Below are 21,217 nucleotides of genomic sequence, written 5' to 3' on the forward strand. Positions count from 1 at the left end.
TCAGCCCGCCTTGCCGTAGTCCTGGCCGCTCAGCCCGGCGTGCCGGAGGGCGGCGGCTCGTTCGGCGGCTCGCCCAGCGCCGTCAGCGCCGCCTGGGCCAGCGGCACGCGCAGCGGCGAGAAGTACGGGTTGATCTGGAGCGCCTCCTGGAGATGGCGGCGCGCGGACGCGTACTTCTCCGTCTGCCGCTCGATCATGCCCCGGTGGAACATGTACAGCGCGTCCCGCACCCCGCCGCCGTGCACCCGGTCCGTCGCCACCGACGCGAACTTCAGGGCCTCCTCGTCCTGCCCGGCCCGGTGCAGCGCCCACCCCAGCGCGTCGGCCACCGGGATGCCCGGCTGCCGGGTCCACTCGGCCCGCAGCCGCCGTACGGCGTCGTGCGCGTCGCCGTGGTCGGCCTCGAAGACGCCGAGGACGAGTTCGTCGTCCACACCGGCCGCCGCGTCCTTCGCGGCGAGGGCGCGCAGCGTGTCGTACTGCACGCGAGCGGCCTGCGCGAGACCCAGGGACTCGTACAACTCGCCCAGTTCCAGGGCGTATTGAGGGGTCGGCTGTTTGGCGAGGGCGACCTGGTAGGCGTTCAGGGCCTCCGAGGTGCGGCCCAGCGCGGCGAGCGCGCGGCCCTCTCCGGCGAGCGCCTCGCGCTGGTCGGGGTCGAGCCGTACGGCCGCCTCGAAGTGCCGCAGCGCGACCTCGCGGTCCCCGCGTTCCCAGGCCAGCTCGCCGGAGCGCTGAAGCCAGGCGGCCTGTTCGGCGGGGGCGGTGGCCTTCGCCGCCGCGTCCGCGAGCTGGGCGGCGGCGTCCTCGCGCCAGCCCCGGTCGCGGTAGACGGCGGCGGCCCGTGCCATCACGGCCGGCCCGGTGTGCAGCTCCAGCAGTCTGTCGAGGGTGCGCCGGGCCGCCTTGTAGTCGCCGAGGCCGGTGTACGCGTCGATCAGCAGCGGATACGTCGTCCAGCGGCGCGGCGCCGCCTTCACCGCGGCCTCGCCCCAGGTGCGCGCCGCCCGGAAGTCCCGCCGCTCGTTCGCCAGGGCCGCAAGACCGTCCATCGCCACGGGGTTCGCGTCGTTGCCCCGCGTCCGCACCCTCAGCGCGGTACGCAGGGCCTCCTCGGCCTTCGGGTAGTACAGGGTGTCCCCGGTCCGCCGCCCCTGCTCCACATAGGCCGAGCCGAGCACCGCCCACGACCGGGCGTCCCCCGGATGGACCCGTACCCGCGTCTCCCGGTCGCCGATCAGCGCGGCCAGGTCCGGCAGCGCGGCCGGCACCCCGGCGGTCACCGCGGTCAGCGCCTGCGCCTTGGGCCCCGGCGCGGGCGGCGGTGCCGGGCGCGGCTCCTCGGGCAGCAGCCACAGCAGCCCGCCGAGCACCGCGCACCCGGCGACCGCGCCGAGCAGCACCCGCCGCAGAACGGGGGAGCGGCGCTGCCGCGGTTCCGCCACCAGGGACGTACCCGGACTCCGCTGTTCGTTCTCCATGGCGCTCACTCTGCGTCAGTACGACGACCACATCCCGCCACCGAAAGCCGCGCGCGGACGGGGTTCACACCGATGGCCGCGAGTGCGACGCTGTGATCATGAGCCGTATCGAAGCGCCTCGCGACCAGGACACCGGAACCCTCCTCGACCGGCTGCTGGCCGGGCTGCCCGCCGAGGCCGTCCTCACCGATCCGGACGTCACGGTCTCGTACGCCAACGACATGGCGAGCTTCTGCCCGTCCGGCACCCCTGCGGTGGTGGTGCTGCCGCGCACGGTCGAGCAGGTCCAGCACGTCATGCGCGTCGCCACCGAGCTGCGCCTCCCGGTCGTCCCGCAGGGCGCCCGCACCGGCCTGTCGGGCGCGGCCAACGCGTCCGAGGGCTGCATCGTGCTGTCCCTGGTCAGGATGGACCGCATCCTGGAGATCAGCCCGGTCGACCGCATCGCGGTCGTCGAGCCGGGCGTCGTCAACGCGGCGCTCTCCCGCGCGGTCAACGAACACGGGCTCTACTACCCGCCGGACCCCTCCAGCTGGGAGACGTGCACGATCGGCGGCAACATCGGCACCGCGTCCGGCGGCCTGTGCTGCGTGAAGTACGGGGTGACGGCCGAGTACGTCCTCGGTCTGGACGTCGTCCTCGCCGACGGGCGGCTGATGAGCACCGGCCGGCGGACGGCGAAGGGGGTCGCCGGGTACGACCTGACCCGGCTGTTCGTCGGGTCGGAGGGCTCGCTCGGCATCGTCGTGAAGGCGGTCCTCGCGCTGAAGCCGCGGCCGCCCCAACAGCTCGTCCTGGCCGCCGAGTTCGCCTCCGCGGCCGCCGCGTGCGACGCCGTGTGCCGGATCATGGCCGGCGGGCACGTGCCGTCCCTCCTCGAACTGATGGACCGTACGACCGTCAAGGCCGTCAACGACCTCGCCCACATGGGGCTGCCCGAGACGACCGAGGCGCTGCTGCTCGCCGCCTTCGACACGGCGGACCCGGCCGCCGACCTGGCCGCCGTGGGAGCGCTCTGCGAGGCGGCCGGAGGCACCCAGGTGGTGCCCGCCGAGGACGCCGCCGAGTCCGAACTGCTGCTCCAGGCACGGCGGTTGTCGCTCACGGCACTGGAGGCCGTCAAGGGCACGACGATGATCGACGACGTGTGCGTGCCCCGGTCGCGGCTCGGCGAGATGCTCGAAGGGGTGGAACGGATCGGCGTGAAGTACGGGCTGACGATCGGCGTCTGCGCGCACGCCGGTGACGGCAACACGCACCCCACCGTCTGCTTCGACGCGCAGGACGCCGACGAGTCCCGGCGCGCCCGTGAGTCCTTCGACGAGATCATGGCGCTGGGCCTGGAACTCGGCGGCACCATCACCGGCGAGCACGGCGTCGGTGTCCTGAAGAAGGAGTGGCTGGCCCGCGAACTCGGCCCGGTGGGCGTGGAGATGCAGCGGGCGGTCAAGACGGCCTTCGACCCGCTGGGCCTCCTCAACCCGGGCAAGCTCTTCTGACGTTCCTCCCCGCGGCTCACTCCCCGTCCTTCGACTCGTCCGACGGCCACGGGTCGCGCAGCCACAGGTCGTCGGCCGGGGTTGGTGCGAGCAGCTCGGCCAGGCCGTCGTCGATGCCGAGCTGCTCCGCCTCAGAGCCCGGGGGGACCACCCTGAGGGTGCGCTCCAGCCACGCCGACACCTGGGCGGCCGGGGCCTCCAGGAGGGCGTCGCCGTCGGGTGAACTCAGGGCCATCAGGACGACACTGCGCCCCTCCACCTTCGTCGGCCACACCCGTACGTCCCCGTGCCCGCACGGCCGGAACACGCCCTCGACGAGGAGTTCGCGGGCGAACGTCCAGTTCACGGGCTGCTCGGAGGTGATGTGGAAGGCGATGTGGACGGCGTAGGGATCATCGGTGCGGTAGCTGAGCCGGGCCGGGACCGGAATGCTCCGCTCCGGGGACAGGATGAGTTTGAGCTCCAACTCCCGCTCCACGACTGTGTGCATGGCGTGTGTCTCCTCTCGCTGACCGGACCCCGCGGTGGGTCCGTACGAGTGGAGAGGGCGGGCGGGCTCGAGCATTACGCGACTTCGGGAATCTTTTTTTCCGCGCCGGGTCACGAAGGCTTCGCGGGGCTTCGGGGCGTGTGGACTCCGTGCACGAGCTTGCCCGGATCGGGGTGGGTCCGGCGGGACGGGCAGTGCCGGTCGTGCGGGTCTGATAGATGTGGACACCCCCATTTGACCTCCGAGCAGATACGGGACGACGGACATGAGCGCCCCAACCCCGGCACCCGGTGACGACAGGCCCCGCGAGGGGTACTACCCGGACCCGTCCATTCCTGGATATGTCCGGTACTGGAACGGCGCGGCCTGGGTGCCCGGCACCAGCCGCCCGGCGCCGTCGGACGGACGGCCGCTCGCCGCGCCGGGCGCCCCGGGCCAGTCCGTCGAGGAGACCGGCCCGCACTTCTTCGACGAGGACCCGGCGCCCGTCAGCCCGGCCGACGCCCAGCACGGCAGCCGCCCCGAACCGGCGGCGGCCTGGGGCGCGGACCGTGCCCACCAGTCCGGCTTCAGCGCCGAGCAGGACCGCCGTGTCTCCTGGGGTGCCCCGGACCCGCGAACCGGCGCGGACCCGAGAGTGCCCGCGGACCCCCCGGCCCACGCCCCCGGCCCGGACGGCGCGGCGACGAACTCCCCGGAGGAGTCGCCCGACCCCGGCACCTTCGTGTTCCGCCGCCCGGCCACCGGAAGCGCGGACAGCTCGCCCCCGGTCGCCGACGAGGGCACGACCACGTTCCGCCGCCCGACCCCGCGCATGCCTCAACAGGGCGCGGGGGCAGGGGGCTTCGCCTCGCGGAGTCCCGTGAGCGACGAACCCGCCGCCGCGGGAGGCTTCGGTCCGCCCAACCCGGCAGCGCACCGTCCGGGGGCCGGCAACCCCGCCGGGACCGCCCCTGCCGCCGACCCCTCCGGCCCCGGCTTCGGCGCCGGAAAGGCCGCCGCGGCACGCGCCGCACAGGCCCAGGCGGGCCAGGCGGGCACCGGCACCGGGGCACCCGCCTCCGCCGCTCCTACGGCCCTCTCCGGGCCCCAGCAGTCCGCCCCCGGTGTCCCGCAGCAGGCCGGTCCCGCGCAGCCGCAGGGGGCCGCCGTACCGACTCCGATGGCCCCCGGTAATGGCGGCGGGCAGCCGTCCTGGGCGCAGCAGGTGCATCGGCTGGCGGGCGACGAGGACGGGCCCGTGGCGCCCTGGAAGCCGCCCGTGGAGGACGTGTTCCAGGCGGCGGCCCGGCGGCAGTCGGCGGCGCGGCCCGCGGGGCTCGGCAGGCGGCTGGTCGCCCGGCTGATCGACAGCGTCGTGCTCGGCGCGGTCACCGCGGCCGCCGCCGTACCGCTGGGCACCAGGGCCGCCGACCACATCGACGGGAAGATCGACGCGGCCAAGCTCTCCGGCCGGACCGAGACGGTGTGGCTGCTGGACGGCACCACGACCCTCTACCTCGGCATCGTCCTCGCCGTGCTCCTCCTCTTCGGCGTCCTCTACGAAGCGCTGCCCACCGCCAAGTGGGGCCGCACCCTCGGCAAGAAGCTCTGCGGGATCGAGGTGCGCGGCATCGAGAGCCACGAGCCGCCCACCTTCGGCGGGGCGCTGCGCCGCTGGCTGGTGTACAGCGTCCCGGGGCTGGTCGGCATCGGTGCCGTCGGCGTCGTCTGGTGCCTGTTCGACCGGCCCTGGCGCCAGTGCTGGCACGACAAGGCGGCGCATACGTTCGTAGCGGCATAGGGGCCTACGGCATCCGGGGTACCTGATTCCGTACCCCGGACGGACGCTCGCCGGATGCGGAGCCGGGCGGTTCACGGTCGACTCGGGCCATGAGCACCGAACCGCCTCCGGGCTCCGGCCAGCAGCCGCCGGAAGACGACCCGTTCAGGAAGCAGCCCCCTCCTGGCCAGGGATCGGGCTCACCGTACGACCAGTCCTTCGGGAACCAGCCCCCTCCGTACGGCGGCGGTGGCGGTGACCCCTACGGCGGCGGCTCCTACCCCACCGACCCGCTGGCCGGCATGCCCCCGCTCGCCGAGAGCGGCCGGCGCACCCTCGCCCGGATCATCGACCTGATCCTCGTCGGGATCGTCGTATGGCTGCTGACCTGGGCCTTCGGGGTGCACGAGTACGACGTCAACTCCGACCACATGTCCTACGCCAAGTCCCTCGGGCAGTCGCTCACCGCGGCCGTGCTCTACATCGGCTACGACACCGTGATGATGGCCAAGTCAGGGCAGACGCTGGGCAAGAAGTGGATGGGCCTGCGGGTGGCCAACCTCGACAACGGCTCGACGCCCTCCGTGCAGACCAACCTGATCCGGGCGGCGGTGCTGTGGATTCCGTTCGCGTTCTGCTGCGCCTGCATCTGGACGGCGATCTGCGGCGGCTGGAGCTTCTTCGACAAGCCGTACAAGCAGGGACTGCACGACAAGGCCGCCAAGACCGTGGTGGTCAGCACGCGGTGACGTGAGCGGCGGCGCGTCTTCGGTGCGCGCACAGCGAATCGGCGGGTCCGTGTCTCTGCGGACCCGCCGATTCGCATGGCGGAGGCGGCACATGGCCCTGGGCTTGGTCTAGGGAGTGCTCCGCTCCCGTACGGGCTCCGCGGCGGAGACGGCGGCGGAGACGGTCTCCCGCCGTACCGGCACCGGGACCCGCGGCTGGGGCACGGAGGAGGGTGTCGCGGTCCGCCCGGCGGCCTGGGCCACCGTCGCGGCCCTGGTCCTGGGCTGCGCCACCGTCAGGGAGACGAGCAGTCCGAGGGCGAGCGCCGCGCATGCGATGACCGCGATCCCCAGACCCGAGTTCGTCTGTGACAGCAGCAGCATGGCGAGCGTCGAGAAGATCACGGTGCATGAACCGTAGGCGAGCTGTGCGGCAGTCGGACGAGGCATGGCAATCGAGTCCTCGTTAGGCAATGGAGGGGAGCTGTGAAAGGGGGGTGCGACTACGATGTCGGCCTGGTTTTCCGCCGGTTCCGGGCGTTCCGCCAGTCGACTCTATTCGCCTGCATGCCCGAGTGGAACGTGCAGTAAGCATGACCTAACCCACAGCTCCGGTGCATGGGGGGCGCACGGAGTCATACCGTCCACCAAGTGGACGGATGTACGCGCCCGTTGAGCGAGACCCGAGTCGCCCGTGCGTGTCCGCAAAGCGGACCCCGGCTTCGTATAGTGCACTTGTCCTGCTCAAGTCAAGATCTGTCTTTTCCCGTAAACCTCTAGTCAAATAACGGCACTTGACTATCACGCGTACACCGCGCGCGGACCTTCCATGACTTCCAGGACCCCCCTTCCGCGCGGTCGGGTGCGCAGGGGAGGACCTCAAGTGACCAGCAGACCCTGGACGTTCAGAGCGGCCGCGGTGGGCGTGGCCCTCGCGGCGGCCACCGCCACGTTCTCGACGTTCGCCGTGGCGGAGGCCGACACCTCGGCCAAGCCCGCCACTGTGGACCGGCACGACCCGGCACCGGTCGCACAGAAGGAGCACGACCTCGACGGCCCGCTGAGCAAGACCCAGGACGCGCAGCGGCAAGAGGCCCTGAACCAGGTCATATCCGGCAAGGCGTCGGTCAAGGACCGCAACGGCTCGCAGGTCGTCCAGCTCAAGAGCAAGGGCGGCAGGAGCAAGTACGTCGAACTGGGCCGGGAGAAGACCGACAAGATCTTCACGATCCTGGTCGAGTTCGGCGACAAGGTCGACCCCCGCTACGGCGGCACCATCGGCCCGCTGCACAACCAGATAGCCGCGCCCGACCGCGCGAAGGACAACTCCACGGCCTGGCAGGCGGATTACAACCAGGCCCACTTCCAGGACCTGTACTTCGGCACCGGCAAGAAGACCGAGTCGCTCAAGAAGTACTACGAGAAGCAGTCCTCGGGCCGCTACTCGGTCGACGGCGAGGTCACCGACTGGGTCAAGGTCCCCTACAACGAGGCCCGTTACGGCTCCAACGACGCCTCCACCGGCGCCTGGTACGCGGTCCAGGACGGCGTCAACGCCTGGGTCGCCCAGCGCGAGGCCGCGGGCGACACCGCCGCCGAGATCCACACCGAGCTGGCCCAGTTCGACCAGTGGGACCGCTACGACTACGACGGCGACGGCAACTTCAACGAGCCCGACGGCTACATCGACCACTTCCAGATCGTGCACGCCGGCGAGGACGAGTCCGCCGGCGGCGGCGCGCAGGGCGAGGACGCGATCTGGGCCCACCGCTGGTACGCCTTCGGCACCGACGCCGGCTCCACCGGCCCGGACACCAACAAGCTCGGTGGCACCCAGGTCGGCGACACCGGCCTCTGGGTCGGCGACTACACGATCCAGCCGGAGAACGGCGGACTCGGCGTCTACGCCCACGAGTACGGCCACGACCTCGGCCTGCCCGACGAGTACGACACCGCGGGCGGCGAGAACTCCACCGGCTTCTGGACGCTGATGTCGTCCGGCTCCTGGCTCGGCACCGGCAAGGAGGCCATCGGCGACCTGCCCGGCGACATGAACGCCTGGGACAAGCTCCAACTGGGCTGGCTGGACTACGACATCGCCAAGGCCGGCACCAAGTCCAAGCACACCCTGGGCGTCGCGGAGTACAACACCAAGAACCCCCAGGCGCTGGTCGTGCAGTTGCCCCAGAAGGCGGTCACCACCGACGTCGTCACCCCGGCGCAGGGCGCCACACAGTGGTGGAGCGGCAGCGGCAACAGCCTGAGCAACACCCTGTCCCGTTCCGTGGACCTGACGGGCAAGTCGTCCGCCGCCCTCACCCTGGACGGCTACTACGACATCGAGGCCGACTACGACTTCCTCTACACCGAGGTGTCCACGAACGGCGGCACGAGCTGGACCCCGATCGACGGCAAGCTGGCCGACGGCTCCGCCATCCCGCGTGACGGCAGCGGCAACCCGGCGCTCACCGGCACGGCGGCGGCGTACCAGAAGCTGACCTACCCGCTGGACGCCTACGCGGGCCAGAAGATCGACGTCCGCTTCCGCTACCAGACCGACAGCGGAGTCGCCCAGAAGGGCTTCGCGGCCGACGAGATCACGGTGACCGCCGACGGCGCGACCCTCTTCTCCGACAACGCCGAGTCCGCGGACCCGGCCTGGACCGCCGACGGCTTCTCGCGCATCGGGGCGTCCTTCACGGACGACTACCCGCAGTACTACATCGCCGAGAACCGTCAATACGTGTCGTACGACAAGGTGTTGAAGGTCGGCCCGTACAACTTCGGCTTCTCGACGACCCGTCCGGACTGGGTGGAGCACTACGCCTACCAGAACGGCCTGTTGATCTGGAAGTGGGACACCTCGCAGGCGGACGACAACACCAGCGAGCACCCCGGCACGGGTCTGATCCTGCCGATCGACTCCCACCCGGCGCAGCTGAAGTGGTCCGACGGCACGCTGATGCGCAACCGCGTGCAGGCCTACGACTCGCCGTTCGGCCTGGAGCGGACGGACGGCATGACGCTGCACAACGCCGACGTCGCGACCAAGGTGAAGTCGCAGCCCGGCGTGCCCGTCTTCGACGACGGCCGGTCGACCTACTACGACACGTCGAACCCGACAGCCGGTGTCAAGATCACTGACACCAACACCCGGATCAAGATCGTCAAGCAGCCGCATGACGGCTCGACGGTGAGCGTCCAGGTCGGTCCCTCGACGAAGTAGTCGGTAAAAGCGCAGGTCAGAAAGGTGTCGGCGGCGACCCACTGGCGGGTCGCCGCCGATACGTGTTTAGGTGCGTCCTGTGCTTGGCTTATTGACACCGAGATCGAATCCGACCCGCCAGGGGGTGTGACCGCATTGTCCGCAGGAGGTTTCTGCAAGCTGCCGACCGGCAGCGTGGTGGTGGCGTTGAACCTGCCCAGACCCAGCGCCCAGGGTGACGGCTGCGTCCGCGTGCTCGTCCACGCCCGCAACCGTGCCCGGGCGCTGACGCGGCTCCGCAACCTCGGGATGCGGGCCGTCTACCTGCGGGGCAACGCGGAGCCGCCCACGCCGGACGAGATCACGGCCGTCCTGCACCACCCCGATGGGCTGATATGGCGCACGGCCCCTCCGCCTGACAACGCTGTCGTGATCCCCGGGCGCGAGCTGCCGCAGGAGCTGTGGCATCCGATCAAGGCGCTGCTCCGCCGGCCGGCCGCCCCGGCGTAAGGCTCCGCCGGTGGGGCGGTGTGTCGGCTGCGGGCCCGGTGGGGGCTTGTCGCGCAGTTCCCCGCGCCCCTGTGAAGCGGGGTTGTGTGTCGTGTGCGGCCGAGTGGGGGCTGGTCGCGCCGTTCCCCGCGCCCCTTCAGATGCGGCTGACGCCGCAATACCTCGCTGCCGTACCGCGCCCCATAGGGGCGCGAGGAACTGCGCGAGAAGCCCCACGGCCCCGCGGACAGGACACAGCCGGGTTTTTCAGGGGCGCGAGGAACTGCGCGAGAAGCCCCACGGGCCCGCGGACAGGACACAGCCGGGTTTTTCAGGGGCGCGAGGAACTGCGCGACCAGCCCCCACCGGGCCCGCAGACGAAGAACAACTAGACGACGGGCTTTCCGGTCAGCTCCACCCCGGCCGAACGCAGTTCATCCAGCGCCCGGTCGGTGGTCTCCTTCGCCACCCCGGCCGTCAGGTCCAGCAGCACCTGCGTACGGAACCCCTCCCGCACCGCGTCCAACGCCGTCGCCTTCACGCAGTGGTCGGTGGCGATCCCGACCACATCCACCTCGTCGATCTCCCGCGCCCGCAACCACTCCCCGAGCGAGACCCCGTTCTCGTCCCGCCCCTCGAACCCGCTGTACGCCGCCGCGTACGCCCCCTTGTCGAACACGGCGTCGATCGCCCCGGAGGCCACCGCGGGCGCGAAGTTCGGATGGAAGCCGACCCCCTCCGTACCCGCGACACAGTGCGCGGGCCAGGAGTGCGCGTAGTCGGGGTTGTCGGCGAAGTGTCCGCCGGGCGCGATGTGGTGGTCGCGGGTGGCCACGACATGCCGGTACCCGGCAGGTGCCTGCCCGATCAGCTCGGTCACGGCGGCGGCCACGTCCGCGCCCCCGGACACCGCGAGGCTGCCCCCCTCGCAGAAGTCGTTCTGCACGTCAACGACGATCAAGGCGCGGCGCATGGTGGTGTCCTCCGACGGTGTGAGATTCGAGCCTAGAGACTTCGGCGGTACTGCGGGAGGGCGCACCCCTGATTCTCGTGCGGGTCTTAACTACCCGACCGCAGCTGCACGTACTCCGTCGGAATCACGGCCTCCCCGCGCGACAGCTGGGTCGCCGACAACGGCAGGTTGCCGCGGGCGACGGCATGCCGGTCGCGTACGACGTCCAGCGGTTCGCGGGCGACGACCTCGCCGCCCCTGACCAGCTCGACGAGCAGCTGCCGGTCGGCGAACTCCTGCGGGACCGGTCCGGTGCCGATGACCTCGGCCTCCGCGTACCCGTCGGCGTCCAGGCGCCGCGCGGCCCACTTGCGCCCGCCGATCGACGTCTTGCCGCCGCTGGACTTCTTCGCGACCGGCACCAGCGGCGCCTTCGGGTCGGCGGACTCGGCGCGGGCGACCAGCTTGTAGACCATCGAGCAGGTCGGGTGCCCTGAGCCGGTCACCAGCTGGGTGCCGACGCCGTACGCGTCCACGGGCGCCGCCGCCAGCGAGGCGATGGCGTACTCGTCCAGGTCGGAGGTCACCACGATCTTCGTGTTGACGGCGCCCAGCTCGTCCAGCTGCTGCCGCACCCGGTGCGCGACGAGCAGCAGGTCGCCGGAGTCGATGCGGACGGCGCCGAGCTCGGGACCGGCGACCTCGACCGCCGTACGGACCGCCTCGGTGACGTCGTAGGTGTCGACGAGCAGGGTGGTGTTCCGGCCCAGGGAGTCCACCTGGGCCTGGAAGGCGTCGCGTTCGTTGTCGTGGAGCAGGGTGAAGGCGTGCGCGGAGGTGCCGACGGTCGGGATGCCGTAGCGGAAGCCGGCCGCGAGGTCGGAGGTGGTGGCGAAGCCGCCGACGTAGGCGGCGCGGGAGGCGGCGACGGCGGCCAGCTCGTGGGTGCGGCGGGCGCCCATCTCGATGAGCGGGCGGTCACCGGCGGCGGAGGCCATGCGGGAGGCGGCGGCCGCGATCGCGGAGTCGTGGTTGAGGATGGAGAGGATCACCGTCTCCAGGAGCACGCACTCGGCGAAGGAGCCCTCGACGCGCATGATCGGCGAGCCCGGGAAGTACACCTCGCCCTCCGGGTAGCCCCAGATGTCACCGCTGAAGCGGTAGGCGGCGAGCCATTCCAGGGTCTCCTCGTTGATGACGTCGTGCTCGCGCAGGAAGCCGAGGACGTCCCCGTCGAACCGGAAGTTCTCCACCGCGTCCAGGACGCGTCCGGTGCCCGCGACGACGCCGTAGCGCCGTCCTTCGGGCAGCCGCCGGGTGAAGACCTCGAAGACCGAACGCCGGTCGGCCGTGCCCGCCTTGAGGGCGGCCTGGAGCATCGTCAGCTCGTAGTGGTCGGTGAAGAGCGCCGTCGAGGGAACGTCCACCGGCAGCCCAAGGTCCGCTACGTCCACTGAACTCTCCTGGTCGTGTTTTTCAGGGTGCCCCCAGGTCCGCCGGGGGTCCGGGGGTCGTCCCCCGGTGTGTGCCGCATGGCAACGGATGGTACTCCCATCTCGTCACTCTGACGATTTGTGGGGTCCATTTGTGCGGGCACCCCCTTGTGGTGGCAGCATGGGCCGTGTGACGTCACCCGCACCCCTGGAGATCGAACGGACCGAGCCGGCGGAGGAGGCCTTCGCCGTACCCGAGCCGGACGTCCCCTGGGTCACGATCGTGCACAACGACCCGGTCAACCTCATGAGCTATGTCGCGTACGTCTTCCAGACCTACTTCGGCTACTCCAAGGACAAGGCCACCAAGCTCATGATGGACGTCCACCACAAGGGCCGCGCGGTCGTCTCCAGCGGAAGCCGCGAGGAGATGGAGCGCGACGTGCAGGCGATGCACGGCTACGGTCTGTGGGCCACCCTCCAGCAGGACCGGAAGTAGCGACCCATCCCGATGCCAGGACACTTCGAACCGCTCCACGGCGGCGGCGCGGCCGTCGCGCTCGACGACGTCGAGATCTCCATCATCCGCTCCCTGGCCGTGCAGCTCCTTGAGCTGATCGGCCCGGGACCGGGCGAGGACACCTCCGACGACCCCCTCGCGGAACTCTTCGCCGAGGGCCCGAGCGAGCCGCCCGCCGACCCGGTGCTCCGGCGCCTGTTCCCGGACGCCTACACCGACCCGGAGCAGGCCCCCGACTCCCCGCAGGACGCGGAGGAACGGATGGCGCACTCCGCCGAGTTCCGCCGCTTCACCGAGAACGACCTCCGCGCGGGCAAGCGCGAGAACGCCCTCGTGGTGGTCCGCACCCTGGACGCGCTGACCCCCGGCGGTGACGGCGGCGCGATCCTCAAGCTCACCGCCGAGGAGTCCCGGCAGTGGCTCGGCGCGCTCAACGACCTGCGCCTGGCGATCGGTTCCCGCCTCGACATCACCGACGAGGACGACACCGACGACCTCTACCGGCTGCCGGACGAGGACCCGCGCAAGCCGATGGTGATGGCGTACCTCTGGCTGGGCGGGCTTCAGGAGACCCTCGTCTCGACCCTTATGCGGTGATACGCCGGGCCTCGTACCGCGCTATGTGACGGTTTCGTGTTCGCTCAGCGGACGCTCAAATCCGCATAACGATGAGGTCACCACGGCGGCCGGGATTGCCGCCCCCGGCGGCGTTTTGTCCGCTTCTTCCTGTGGTGTGCGCCACAAACTCCGCCGATGATCTCCGGCGCGACCGTGATAGATCTTCACGACCGCCCGGCGGACGCCATCCATGTCCCGCCGGGTTCGCCGTACGGCCGACGGACCTCGGCCGGGCAGCTCCAGTTCACGGGGGGATTCGGAGAAAGGCGCACCACACATGACCTCCGCTCAGGTCGAGACGGACAGCACCCCCGAGGAGGGGTACGAGCGCGGGCTCGGCAGCCGTCAGGTCCAGATGATCGCGATCGGCGGCGCCGTCGGCGTCGGCCTCTTCCTGGGGGCCGGGGCGAACATCGCCAAGGCCGGACCCAGCCTCATCTTCATGTACGCCCTCGCGGGCGTGATCATCTTCTTCATCATGCGGGCACTGGGCGAACTGCTCCTGTACCGCCCGGTGTCGGGCTCCTTCGCGGAGTACTCACGCGAGTTCCTCGGCCCGTTCTTCGGCTACTTCACCGCCTGGACGTACTGGCTGATGTGGGTGGTCACCGGCATGGCCGAACTTACGGCCGCCGCCATCTACGTCAACTACTGGTTCCCCGCCGTCTCCCAGTGGGTGACCGCGCTCGCCTTCCTGGTCATCCTCTTCGTGGCCAACCTGATCTCGGTGAAGCTGTTCGGCGAGATCGAGTTCTGGTTCTCGATGGTCAAGGTCACCGCGCTCATCGGCATGATCGTGATCGGCCTGGGCGTCCTCACCTTCGGCTTCAGCAGCGCCGGTGACACCGCCTCCGTCGCCAACCTCTGGCAGTTCGACGGCTTCTTCCCCAAGGGCATCGGCTCCTCCCTGATGACCCTCCAGGGCGTGATGTTCGCCTACCTCGCCGTCGAGCTGGTCGGCGTCACCGCGGGCGAGTCCGAGAACCCGGAGAAGACCCTCCCCAAGGCGATCAACACCCTCCCCTGGCGCATCGCCCTCTTCTACGTCGGCGCCCTCACCGTCATCCTCTGCGTCGTGAAGTGGACCGAATTCGCCCCCGGCGTCAGCCCGTTCGTCGAGGCCTTCGCGAAGATCGGCATCCCGGCGGGCGCCGGAATCGTCAACTTCGTGGTCCTCACCGCGGCCCTGTCCTCCTGCAACTCGGGCATGTACTCCACGGGCCGCATGCTCCGCACCCTCGCGGACAACGGCGAGGCCCCGAAGGTCTTCAGCAGGCTCTCCGCCTCCAAGACCCCGGCGACCGGCATCACGGTCTCCGTCGCCTTCATGGGCATCGGCGTCGTCCTCAACTACGTCGTCCCGGAGAAGGCGTTCGGCTACGTCACCTCGGTGGCCACCGCCGCCGGCATCTGGACCTGGCTGATGATCCTGATCAGCCACGTCCTCTACCGCCGCGCCGTCGACGCGGGCCGCCTCCCCGCCTCGCCCTTCCCGGCCCCCGGCGGCGCGAAGTGCAGCTGGATCGCCATCGCCTTCCTCCTCTTCGTCACCGGCCTCATCGCCTACGACCCCGACTCCCGGGTCTGTCTCTACGTCATGGCCGGCTGGACCGTCGCCCTGGCCGCGGGCTGGTTCGTCCTCAAGTCCCGCAACCCGCGGGTCACCGAGCGCCGCGACCCGGAGTTCGAGAAGGTCGGCTGACCACTCAGCCCACCATGTGGGCCGCCCCGTACCACCACTCGGTACAGGGCGGCCCCTTTCCGTTTCCTGCTTATCCTGACCACCATGCCGACCCTGACCATCACCCAGGCCCTCTTCGACCAGATCGTCGCCCACGCGCGCGCGGACCACCCCGACGAGGCGTGCGGAGTCGTCGCGGGCCCGGTGGGCCAGGGCCGCCCCGAGCGCTTCGTCCCGATGCTGAACGCGGCCCGCTCACCCACGTTCTACGAGTTCGACTCGCAGGACCTGCTCAAGCTCTACCGGGACCTGGACGACCGCGACGAGGAGCCGGTGATCATCTACCACTCCCACACCGCGACCGAGGCCTACCCCTCCCGCACCGACATCGCCTACGCCAACGAACCCGGCGCCCACTACGTCCTCGTCTCCACCGCCGACACCGACGAGGCGGGCCCCTTCCAGTTCCGCTCGTACCAGATCCTGGAAGGCGTGGTCACGGAGGAGGACGTCAAGGTGGTGGAGTCGTACTGATCCGGTCCTGATCTCGTACTCCGGATGAAATCCGTCCGAAGCGTGAGATCCCCTACCGGGGACCGGACAGGGAATCGATACGATGAGCCCATGGTTCTTCTCGACGTGAGCGACAAGGCGCCGGGCACGCTGCTCGTGGCGCGGCTGCACGTCGACCTGTGCAGGTCGAACAGCGCCATCTGTTGACCCCCGCGCTGTCGCCGTACGGCCGTGCGCCGCGGCGCGCCCATGCCCGGGCTGCGCGCCCACCGAGACCAGACCCTTCCGCTTCCGAACAGGAGCCCTCTGCCATGGCCATCGAGGTCCGCATCCCCACCATCCTCCGCACCTACACCGACGGCCAGAAGGCCGTCGAGGGTGCCGGTGAGAACCTCGCCGCGCTCTTCGCCGACCTCGAGACCCGGCACGCGGGCATCCAGGCCCGCATCGTGGACGGCGGCGAACTGCGCCGCTTCGTCAACGTGTACCTGAACGACGAGGACGTCCGCTTCCTCGACGGCATCAACACCAAGCTGTCGGACGGCGACAACGTCACGATCCTGCCGGCCGTCGCCGGCGGCATGGCCTGATCGTCGATGCGTTACGACTCCCCGCTGGCCGCGGTGGGCAACACCCCTCTGGTGCGCCTGCCGCGGCTCTCGCCGTCCACCGACGTCCGCATCTGGGCCAAGCTGGAGGACCGCAACCCGACCGGCTCGGTCAAGGACCGCCCGGCCCTGCACATGATCGAACAGGCGGAGAAGGACGGCCGCCTCACCCCCGGCTGCACCATCCTGGAACCCACCTCGGGCAACACCGGCATCTCCCTCGCCATGGCCGCCAAGCTCAAGGGCTACCGCATGGTCTGCGTGATGCCCGAGAACACCTCCCAGGAACGCCGCGACCTGCTCAACATGTGGGGCGCCGAGATCATCCCCAGCCCCGCGGCGGGCGGCTCCAACACGGCCGTCCGCGTGGCGAAGGAACTCGCCGCCGAACACCCGGACTGGGTCATGCTCTACCAGTACGGCAACCCGGACAACGCGGGCGCCCACTACGCGACGACGGGCCCGGAGATCCTCACCGACCTCCCGTCGATCACCCACTTCGTGGCCGGCCTCGGCACCACGGGCACGCTCATGGGCGTGGGCCGCTACCTCCGCGAGCACAAGCCGGACGTGAAGATCGTCGCCGCCGAACCCCGCTACGACGACCTGGTCTACGGCCTGCGCAACCTCGACGAGGGCTTCGTCCCCGAGCTCTACGACGCCTCGGTCCTGACCACCCGCTTCTCCGTCGGTTCGGCCGACGCGGTCACCCGGACCCGGGAACTCCTCCAGCAGGAGGGCATCTTCGCCGGCGTCTCCACCGGCGCGGCCCTCCACGCGGCGATCGGCGTCGGCAGGAAGGCCGTAGCGGCGGGGGAGTCCGCGGACATCGCCTTCGTGGTGGCGGACGGCGGGTGGAAGTACCTGTCGACAGGCGTCTACACGGCGGCCACGACAGAAGAGGCGATCGCCACACTCCAGGGCCAACTCTGGGCGTGACGCAAGGGGTTTGAGGGATACCCCCTGCTTTCCGGGGGTTCCGGGGGCGCGGGGCGCTTCAGCTGCTGAGGTGACGGACCTGATCCCAGAGGACCGGGTCCACCACCCCGACCCTGCGCCGGAACTCGGACACCGGCACCTTCCGCACCTCGTCGGTCTCCAGATAGCTGGCCCGCCCCCGGGCGTCGTCGACGGCACCCGGCGGCAAGGGAATCACCCCGCCCCGCCCCTCGTGCTGCTTGCTGGTGATCTTCGCGACGGTGACCTTCCGCCCCCGCACCGCCAGCACCAGACAGGGCCGGTCCTTCGCCGCCCCGGGCTGATCCTCGTAGGGCACGTTCGCCCACCAGATCTCCGCGGGCCGAGGCCGGTCCCCGCGACCCCGCCGGGACGACCGCCCCCACCCGTCGACCAGCGTCGCGACCAGTGCCAGCAACGCCACCGCCGCAAGCCCGAGCCACCAGTACATGTTCATACGGACGACCGTACCGGCGCGCACACAACGCCGCGCGCCCCATGGCACACCCCACACGCCCCGGTTCCAGCCGAACCGGTGACACCACAGGTGAGTTGCCCCACAACAGCCCTTGGCGGAGGAGCGACCCGCCCTTTTGCGCCTTACGCTCGACGGACCGCACGACCCCCGTCACCCAACTCCAGAAGTTCCCGCCAGCGGAGGTTTCTGCTTTATGAAGCTCACCGTCGTCGGCTGCTCGGGGTCGTTCCCGTCCGCGGAATCGGCCTGTTCGAGCTACCTCGTAGAGGCCGACGGCTTCCGGCTGCTCCTCGACATGGGCAACGGCGCCCTCGGCGAGCTGCAGCGCCACTGCGGTCTCTACAACCTCGACGCGATCTTCCTCAGCCATCTGCACGCCGACCACTGCATCGACATGTGCGCGTACTTCGTCGCGCGCTACTACCGCCACGACGGCGGCCGTTGCGACCCCATCCCGGTCTACGGCCCCGAGGGCACCGAACACCGTCTGACCACGGCCTACGCCGACACCCCCACCGCGTCCTCGATGAGCGAGGTCTTCGACTTCCACACGGTGAAGCCGTCCACGTTCGACGTCGGCCCCTTCACCGTGCACACCGAGCGGGTCCGCCACCCCGTCGAGGCGTACGGCATCCGCGTCGAGCACGGCGGGCGGTCCCTGACGTACTCCGGCGACACGGGCGTCAGCGAGTCCCTCGACGAACTCGCCCGGGACACCGACCTGTTCCTGTGCGAGGCCGCGTTCACCCACGGCAAGGAGAACATCCCCGACCTCCACCTCAACGGCCGCGAGGCGGGCGAGACGGCGACCAGGGCGGGGGTCAGGCGCCTGGTGCTGACCCACATCCCCCCGTGGACCGACCCCCAGACCAACCTGGCCGACGCGCGGGAGGCCTACGCGGGCCCGGTGGAACTGGCGGCGCCGAGAATGTCGTACGACATCTAGCTCTGCGTGGGCGAAGGCCCCCGGTACCGAAAGGTGCCGGGGGTCTTCGTCACGCTGGGCTCATGCCGCGAGGGTCACGCCTTGGTGAGGTCCTCGATCTCCTCCTCGGGCTCGCGGCCCGGGGTGGGGAGGTTCCACTTGGTGATCGCGAAGCGGAAGACGAAGTAGTAGATGGCGCCGAAGACCAGACCGATCGGGATGATCAGCCACGGCTTGGTGGCGAGGTTCCAGTTGAGGGCGTAGTCGATGAAGCCCGCGGAGAAGGTGAAGCCGGCGTGGACGCCGAGGGCCCAGGTGATCGCCATGGACAGGGCGGTCAGCACCGCGTGGATCGCGTAGAGGACCGGGGCGATGAACATGAACGAGAACTCGATGGGCTCGGTCACACCGGTCACGAAGGACGTCAGCGCGAGCGAGATCATCATGCCGGTGACGGCCTTGCGGCGCTCCGGGCGGGCGGTGTGCGCGATGGCGAGCGCGGCGGCCGGGAGGCCGAACATCATGATGGGGAAGAAGCCCGACATGAACTGTCCGGCGGTCGGGTCACCGGCGAAGAAGCGGGTCAGGTCGCCGTGGACGACCGTACCGGCGGAGTTCTTGTAGTCGCCGATCTGGAACCAGGCCACCGAGTTGACGAACTGGTGCATGCCGACCGGGATGAGACCGCGGTTGATCAGACCGAACAGACCGGCACCGAAGGCGCCGAGACCGGTGATCCACTCACCGAAGTTCGAGATGCCCTCGCCGATCGGCTTCCAGATGAGGCCGAAGAAGACACCCATGATCGTGCCGACGAAGGCCATGATGATCGGGACGAGACGGCGGCCGTTGAAGAAGCCGAGCCAGTCGACCAGCTTGGTCCGGTGGAACCGCTGCCACAGCACCGCGGAGAGCAGCCCCATGATGATGCCGCCGAGGACACCGGGGTTGTTGTAGGTCGCCGGTACGTCGGCGCCCTTCAGGATCTGCGCCTCGGTGACGGGGAAGGCCTTGAGCACATTGCTGTAGACGAGGAAGCCGACGAGCGCCGCGAGGGCGGTGGAGCCGTCGGACTTCTTGGCGAAGCCGATCGCGACACCTATACAGAACAACAGCGGCAGGTTGTCGAAGATCGCGCCACCGGCAGTGGCGAAGACAGCCGTCACCTTGTCGGGGAGGTGCAGCTTGTCATGGATGTCGGCCTGGCCGAACCGGAGCAGGATGCCCGCCGCCGGAAGCACAGCGATCGGGAGCTGTAGGCTGCGACCGATCTTCTGCAGGCCCTGGAACAGGCCGGATCCCCACTTCTTTGTGGGTGCCGCCGTTGGCGCGGTGGCAGTGCTCATGGACTTCCTCCATCGGGTGGTGGTCTACACCACTCAGTGGTGTAGACCTGTTGTAGCAGATGAAGTCCGCATAAAGGAACCCGCTGAATCTGCGACCGGATCGCTACGCCACGTACACGGGCGCCCGCACGCCAAAAGGCCCCCGGACCGATGGTCCGAGGGCCCAACTCCCTTACGCCGTCAGGCTTTTGTGACGTCCTCGCGCTCGTCCGCCGGCTCCCGGCCCGGCGTCTTCAGATCGAACTTCGTGATCGCGAACCGGAACACGACGTAGTACACCGCCGCGAAGCACAGCCCGATCGGAATGATCGCCCACGGCTTCGTCGCCAGGTTCCAGTTGATCGCGTAGTCGATCAGCCCCGCCGAGAAGCTGAAACCGTCGTGCACCCCGAGCCCCCACGTCACCGCCATCGACACCCCGGTCAACACCGCGTGGATCGCGTAGAGGACCGGCGCGATGAACAGGAACGAGTACTCGATGGGCTCGGTGATACCGGTCACGAACGACGTGAGCGCCACCGACAGCATCAGCCCGCCCACCTCCTTGCGCCGGTCAGGACGTGCGCAGTGTGCGATCGCGAGCGCCGCCGCCGGCAGCGCGAACATCATGATGGGGAAGAAGCCCGACGTGAACTGCCCCGCGTTCGGGTCGCCCGCCAGGAACATGTTGATGTCACCGTGCACCACCGTCCCGTCCGGCTTGGTGTAACTGCCGAACTGGAACCAGATGGGCACGTTCAGGAACTGATGCAGCCCCACGACCAGCAGCGCCCGGTTGGCGAGCCCGAACACCCCCGCGCCCAGCGCACCCCGCGCGCTCAGCCAGTCGCTGAAGTGCTCCAGGCCGGTGCCGATCGGCGGCCAGATCCACAGCGCCACCGCCGCGACCGCGATCGCCACGAACGACATGATGATCGGCACCAGCCGCCGCCCGTTGAAGAAGCCGAGCCAGTCCACCAGCTTCGTACGGTGATACCGCGCCCAGAAGAACGCCGTCAGCAGCCCCAGCACGATCCCGCCGAACACCCCGGGATTCTGGTAAGTGAACGCCGAGACCGAATGATCGGCGGCCTGACAGCCGATGCCGGGCACCACGTTCGTACCGCCCGTGCAGTCCTTCGGGAACTGACGCAGCACGTTGTAGTAGACGAGGAAGCCGACCAGCCCCGCCAGCGCCGTCGACCCGTCCGACTTCTTCGCCATGCCGATCGCGACACCCACACAGAACAGCAGCGGCAGCCCGAGCTGCCCGTCCAGCAGCGCCCCGCCCGCACCCGCCATCACCTTCGAGACGTTGGTCCACCCCAGACCGTCGGCCCCGAACACGTCCGGCTGCCCGAGCCGGTTGAGGATGCCGGCGGCCGGCAGCACGGCGATGGGCAGTTGGAGACTGCGGCCCATCTTCTGGAGTCCCTGGAACAGGGTGCTCCAATAGCTGCGCCCAGGACGGGTGGCGGCACTGTCGGCACTCATGGACGCCTCTCGGTAATGTGGTGTAGACCAGTTGGCGACGTGATCGTTCACCATCATTC

General features: G+C 69.9%; 21 protein-coding genes. 13 read left to right on the top strand and 8 right to left on the bottom strand.

Translation table 11 applies throughout. The features are described from left to right. Window positions 1-29: 29 nt before the first annotated feature. Entirely contained in the window at window positions 30-1,481 is a 1,452-nt protein-coding gene (locus tag ACIRB1_RS39680) for a tetratricopeptide repeat protein (RefSeq protein WP_403468935.1), read from the bottom strand. A 92-nt stretch (window positions 1,482-1,573) separates the two neighbouring features. On the opposite strand from ACIRB1_RS39680, the gene ACIRB1_RS39685 reads away from it, so the two are divergent. Continuing rightward, the gene (locus ACIRB1_RS39685) at window positions 1,574-2,980 is read left to right on the top strand and encodes an FAD-binding oxidoreductase (protein ID WP_403468936.1); all 1,407 of its coding nucleotides are present in this window, start codon (window positions 1,574-1,576) and stop codon (window positions 2,978-2,980) included. A 16-nt stretch (window positions 2,981-2,996) separates the two neighbouring features. On the opposite strand, the gene ACIRB1_RS39690 is transcribed toward ACIRB1_RS39685, so the two are convergent. Next, window positions 2,997-3,470 carry an SsgA family sporulation/cell division regulator gene (locus tag ACIRB1_RS39690; protein ID WP_266769148.1) on the bottom strand — a complete coding sequence of 158 codons (474 nt, stop codon included), beginning with the start codon at window positions 3,468-3,470 and terminating at the stop codon, window positions 2,997-2,999. Between the two features lie 265 nt (window positions 3,471-3,735). Between ACIRB1_RS39690 and ACIRB1_RS39695 the strand changes: the two genes are divergently transcribed. Further along, complete coding sequence (locus ACIRB1_RS39695) at window positions 3,736-5,253, top strand: RDD family protein (protein WP_403468937.1); 1,518 nt, start codon at window positions 3,736-3,738, stop codon at window positions 5,251-5,253. Window positions 5,254-5,342: 89 nt separating this feature from the next. Continuing rightward, window positions 5,343-5,981, top strand: a complete 639-nt coding sequence (locus tag ACIRB1_RS39700) for an RDD family protein (RefSeq protein ID WP_403468938.1) — start codon at window positions 5,343-5,345, stop codon at window positions 5,979-5,981. A gap of 108 nt (window positions 5,982-6,089) precedes the next feature. Here the strand turns inward: ACIRB1_RS39700 and ACIRB1_RS39705 are convergent, their stop codons facing one another. Continuing rightward, window positions 6,090-6,410: a hypothetical protein gene (locus tag ACIRB1_RS39705; RefSeq protein WP_352184310.1), complete on the bottom strand. Its 321-nt coding sequence runs from the start codon at window positions 6,408-6,410 to the stop codon at window positions 6,090-6,092. Window positions 6,411-6,843: 433 nt separating this feature from the next. On the opposite strand from ACIRB1_RS39705, the gene ACIRB1_RS39710 reads away from it, so the two are divergent. After that, window positions 6,844-9,186: an immune inhibitor A domain-containing protein gene (locus ACIRB1_RS39710; protein ID WP_403468939.1), complete on the top strand. Its 2,343-nt coding sequence runs from the start codon at window positions 6,844-6,846 to the stop codon at window positions 9,184-9,186. 135 nt (window positions 9,187-9,321) lie between these two features. Continuing rightward, complete coding sequence (locus tag ACIRB1_RS39715; protein ID WP_403468940.1) at window positions 9,322-9,675, top strand: hypothetical protein; 354 nt, start codon at window positions 9,322-9,324, stop codon at window positions 9,673-9,675. A 367-nt stretch (window positions 9,676-10,042) separates the two neighbouring features. On the opposite strand, the gene ACIRB1_RS39720 is transcribed toward ACIRB1_RS39715, so the two are convergent. Both ACIRB1_RS39720 and ACIRB1_RS39725 read right to left on the bottom strand, forming a co-directional pair. Then, window positions 10,043-10,627, bottom strand: a complete 585-nt coding sequence (locus tag ACIRB1_RS39720) for a nicotinamidase (protein WP_403468941.1) — start codon at window positions 10,625-10,627, stop codon at window positions 10,043-10,045. Window positions 10,628-10,713: 86 nt separating this feature from the next. Further along, window positions 10,714-12,060 carry a nicotinate phosphoribosyltransferase gene (locus ACIRB1_RS39725; RefSeq protein WP_352184313.1) on the bottom strand — a complete coding sequence of 449 codons (1,347 nt, stop codon included), beginning with the start codon at window positions 12,058-12,060 and terminating at the stop codon, window positions 10,714-10,716. Between the two features lie 160 nt (window positions 12,061-12,220). Between ACIRB1_RS39725 and clpS the strand changes: the two genes are divergently transcribed. The 7 genes from clpS to ACIRB1_RS39760 all read left to right on the top strand — a co-directional run bounded on the left by clpS (window position 12,221) and on the right by ACIRB1_RS39760 (window position 16,918). Next, window positions 12,221-12,538, top strand: coding sequence for an ATP-dependent Clp protease adapter ClpS (gene clpS, locus ACIRB1_RS39730; RefSeq protein ID WP_352184314.1), 318 nt, complete (start codon window positions 12,221-12,223; stop codon window positions 12,536-12,538). A 12-nt stretch (window positions 12,539-12,550) separates the two neighbouring features. Continuing rightward, window positions 12,551-13,156, top strand: a complete 606-nt coding sequence (locus tag ACIRB1_RS39735) for a DUF2017 domain-containing protein (protein WP_352184315.1) — start codon at window positions 12,551-12,553, stop codon at window positions 13,154-13,156. Between the two features lie 298 nt (window positions 13,157-13,454). Continuing rightward, complete coding sequence (locus ACIRB1_RS39740) at window positions 13,455-14,879, top strand: amino acid permease (RefSeq protein WP_352184316.1); 1,425 nt, start codon at window positions 13,455-13,457, stop codon at window positions 14,877-14,879. 84 nt (window positions 14,880-14,963) lie between these two features. After that, window positions 14,964-15,392 carry a M67 family metallopeptidase gene (locus ACIRB1_RS39745; protein WP_352184317.1) on the top strand — a complete coding sequence of 143 codons (429 nt, stop codon included), beginning with the start codon at window positions 14,964-14,966 and terminating at the stop codon, window positions 15,390-15,392. 90 nt (window positions 15,393-15,482) lie between these two features. Beyond that, complete coding sequence (locus tag ACIRB1_RS39750; RefSeq protein WP_323185335.1) at window positions 15,483-15,578, top strand: putative leader peptide; 96 nt, start codon at window positions 15,483-15,485, stop codon at window positions 15,576-15,578. A gap of 104 nt (window positions 15,579-15,682) precedes the next feature. After that, window positions 15,683-15,961, top strand: coding sequence for a MoaD/ThiS family protein (locus ACIRB1_RS39755; RefSeq protein ID WP_266769135.1), 279 nt, complete (start codon window positions 15,683-15,685; stop codon window positions 15,959-15,961). Window positions 15,962-15,967: 6 nt separating this feature from the next. Next, complete coding sequence (locus tag ACIRB1_RS39760; RefSeq protein ID WP_352184318.1) at window positions 15,968-16,918, top strand: cysteine synthase; 951 nt, start codon at window positions 15,968-15,970, stop codon at window positions 16,916-16,918. 58 nt (window positions 16,919-16,976) lie between these two features. Here the strand turns inward: ACIRB1_RS39760 and ACIRB1_RS39765 are convergent, their stop codons facing one another. Next, window positions 16,977-17,393, bottom strand: a complete 417-nt coding sequence (locus ACIRB1_RS39765; protein ID WP_403468942.1) for a type II toxin-antitoxin system PemK/MazF family toxin — start codon at window positions 17,391-17,393, stop codon at window positions 16,977-16,979. A 214-nt stretch (window positions 17,394-17,607) separates the two neighbouring features. On the opposite strand from ACIRB1_RS39765, the gene ACIRB1_RS39770 reads away from it, so the two are divergent. After that, window positions 17,608-18,360: an MBL fold metallo-hydrolase gene (locus tag ACIRB1_RS39770; RefSeq protein WP_403468943.1), complete on the top strand. Its 753-nt coding sequence runs from the start codon at window positions 17,608-17,610 to the stop codon at window positions 18,358-18,360. 74 nt (window positions 18,361-18,434) lie between these two features. Here ACIRB1_RS39770 and ACIRB1_RS39775 read toward each other — a convergent pair whose 3' ends face one another. Continuing rightward, a complete protein-coding gene (locus ACIRB1_RS39775; protein ID WP_352184321.1) occupies window positions 18,435-19,685 on the bottom strand; it encodes a PTS transporter subunit EIIC in 1,251 nt (416 codons plus the stop codon). Between the two features lie 180 nt (window positions 19,686-19,865). Continuing rightward, window positions 19,866-21,158 carry a PTS transporter subunit EIIC gene (locus tag ACIRB1_RS39780; RefSeq protein WP_403468944.1) on the bottom strand — a complete coding sequence of 431 codons (1,293 nt, stop codon included), beginning with the start codon at window positions 21,156-21,158 and terminating at the stop codon, window positions 19,866-19,868. Window positions 21,159-21,217: the final 59 nt, after the last annotated feature.

The organism is Streptomyces sp. NPDC096013 (assembly GCF_044763565.1).
Taxonomy (GTDB): domain Bacteria; phylum Actinomycetota; class Actinomycetes; order Streptomycetales; family Streptomycetaceae; genus Streptomyces.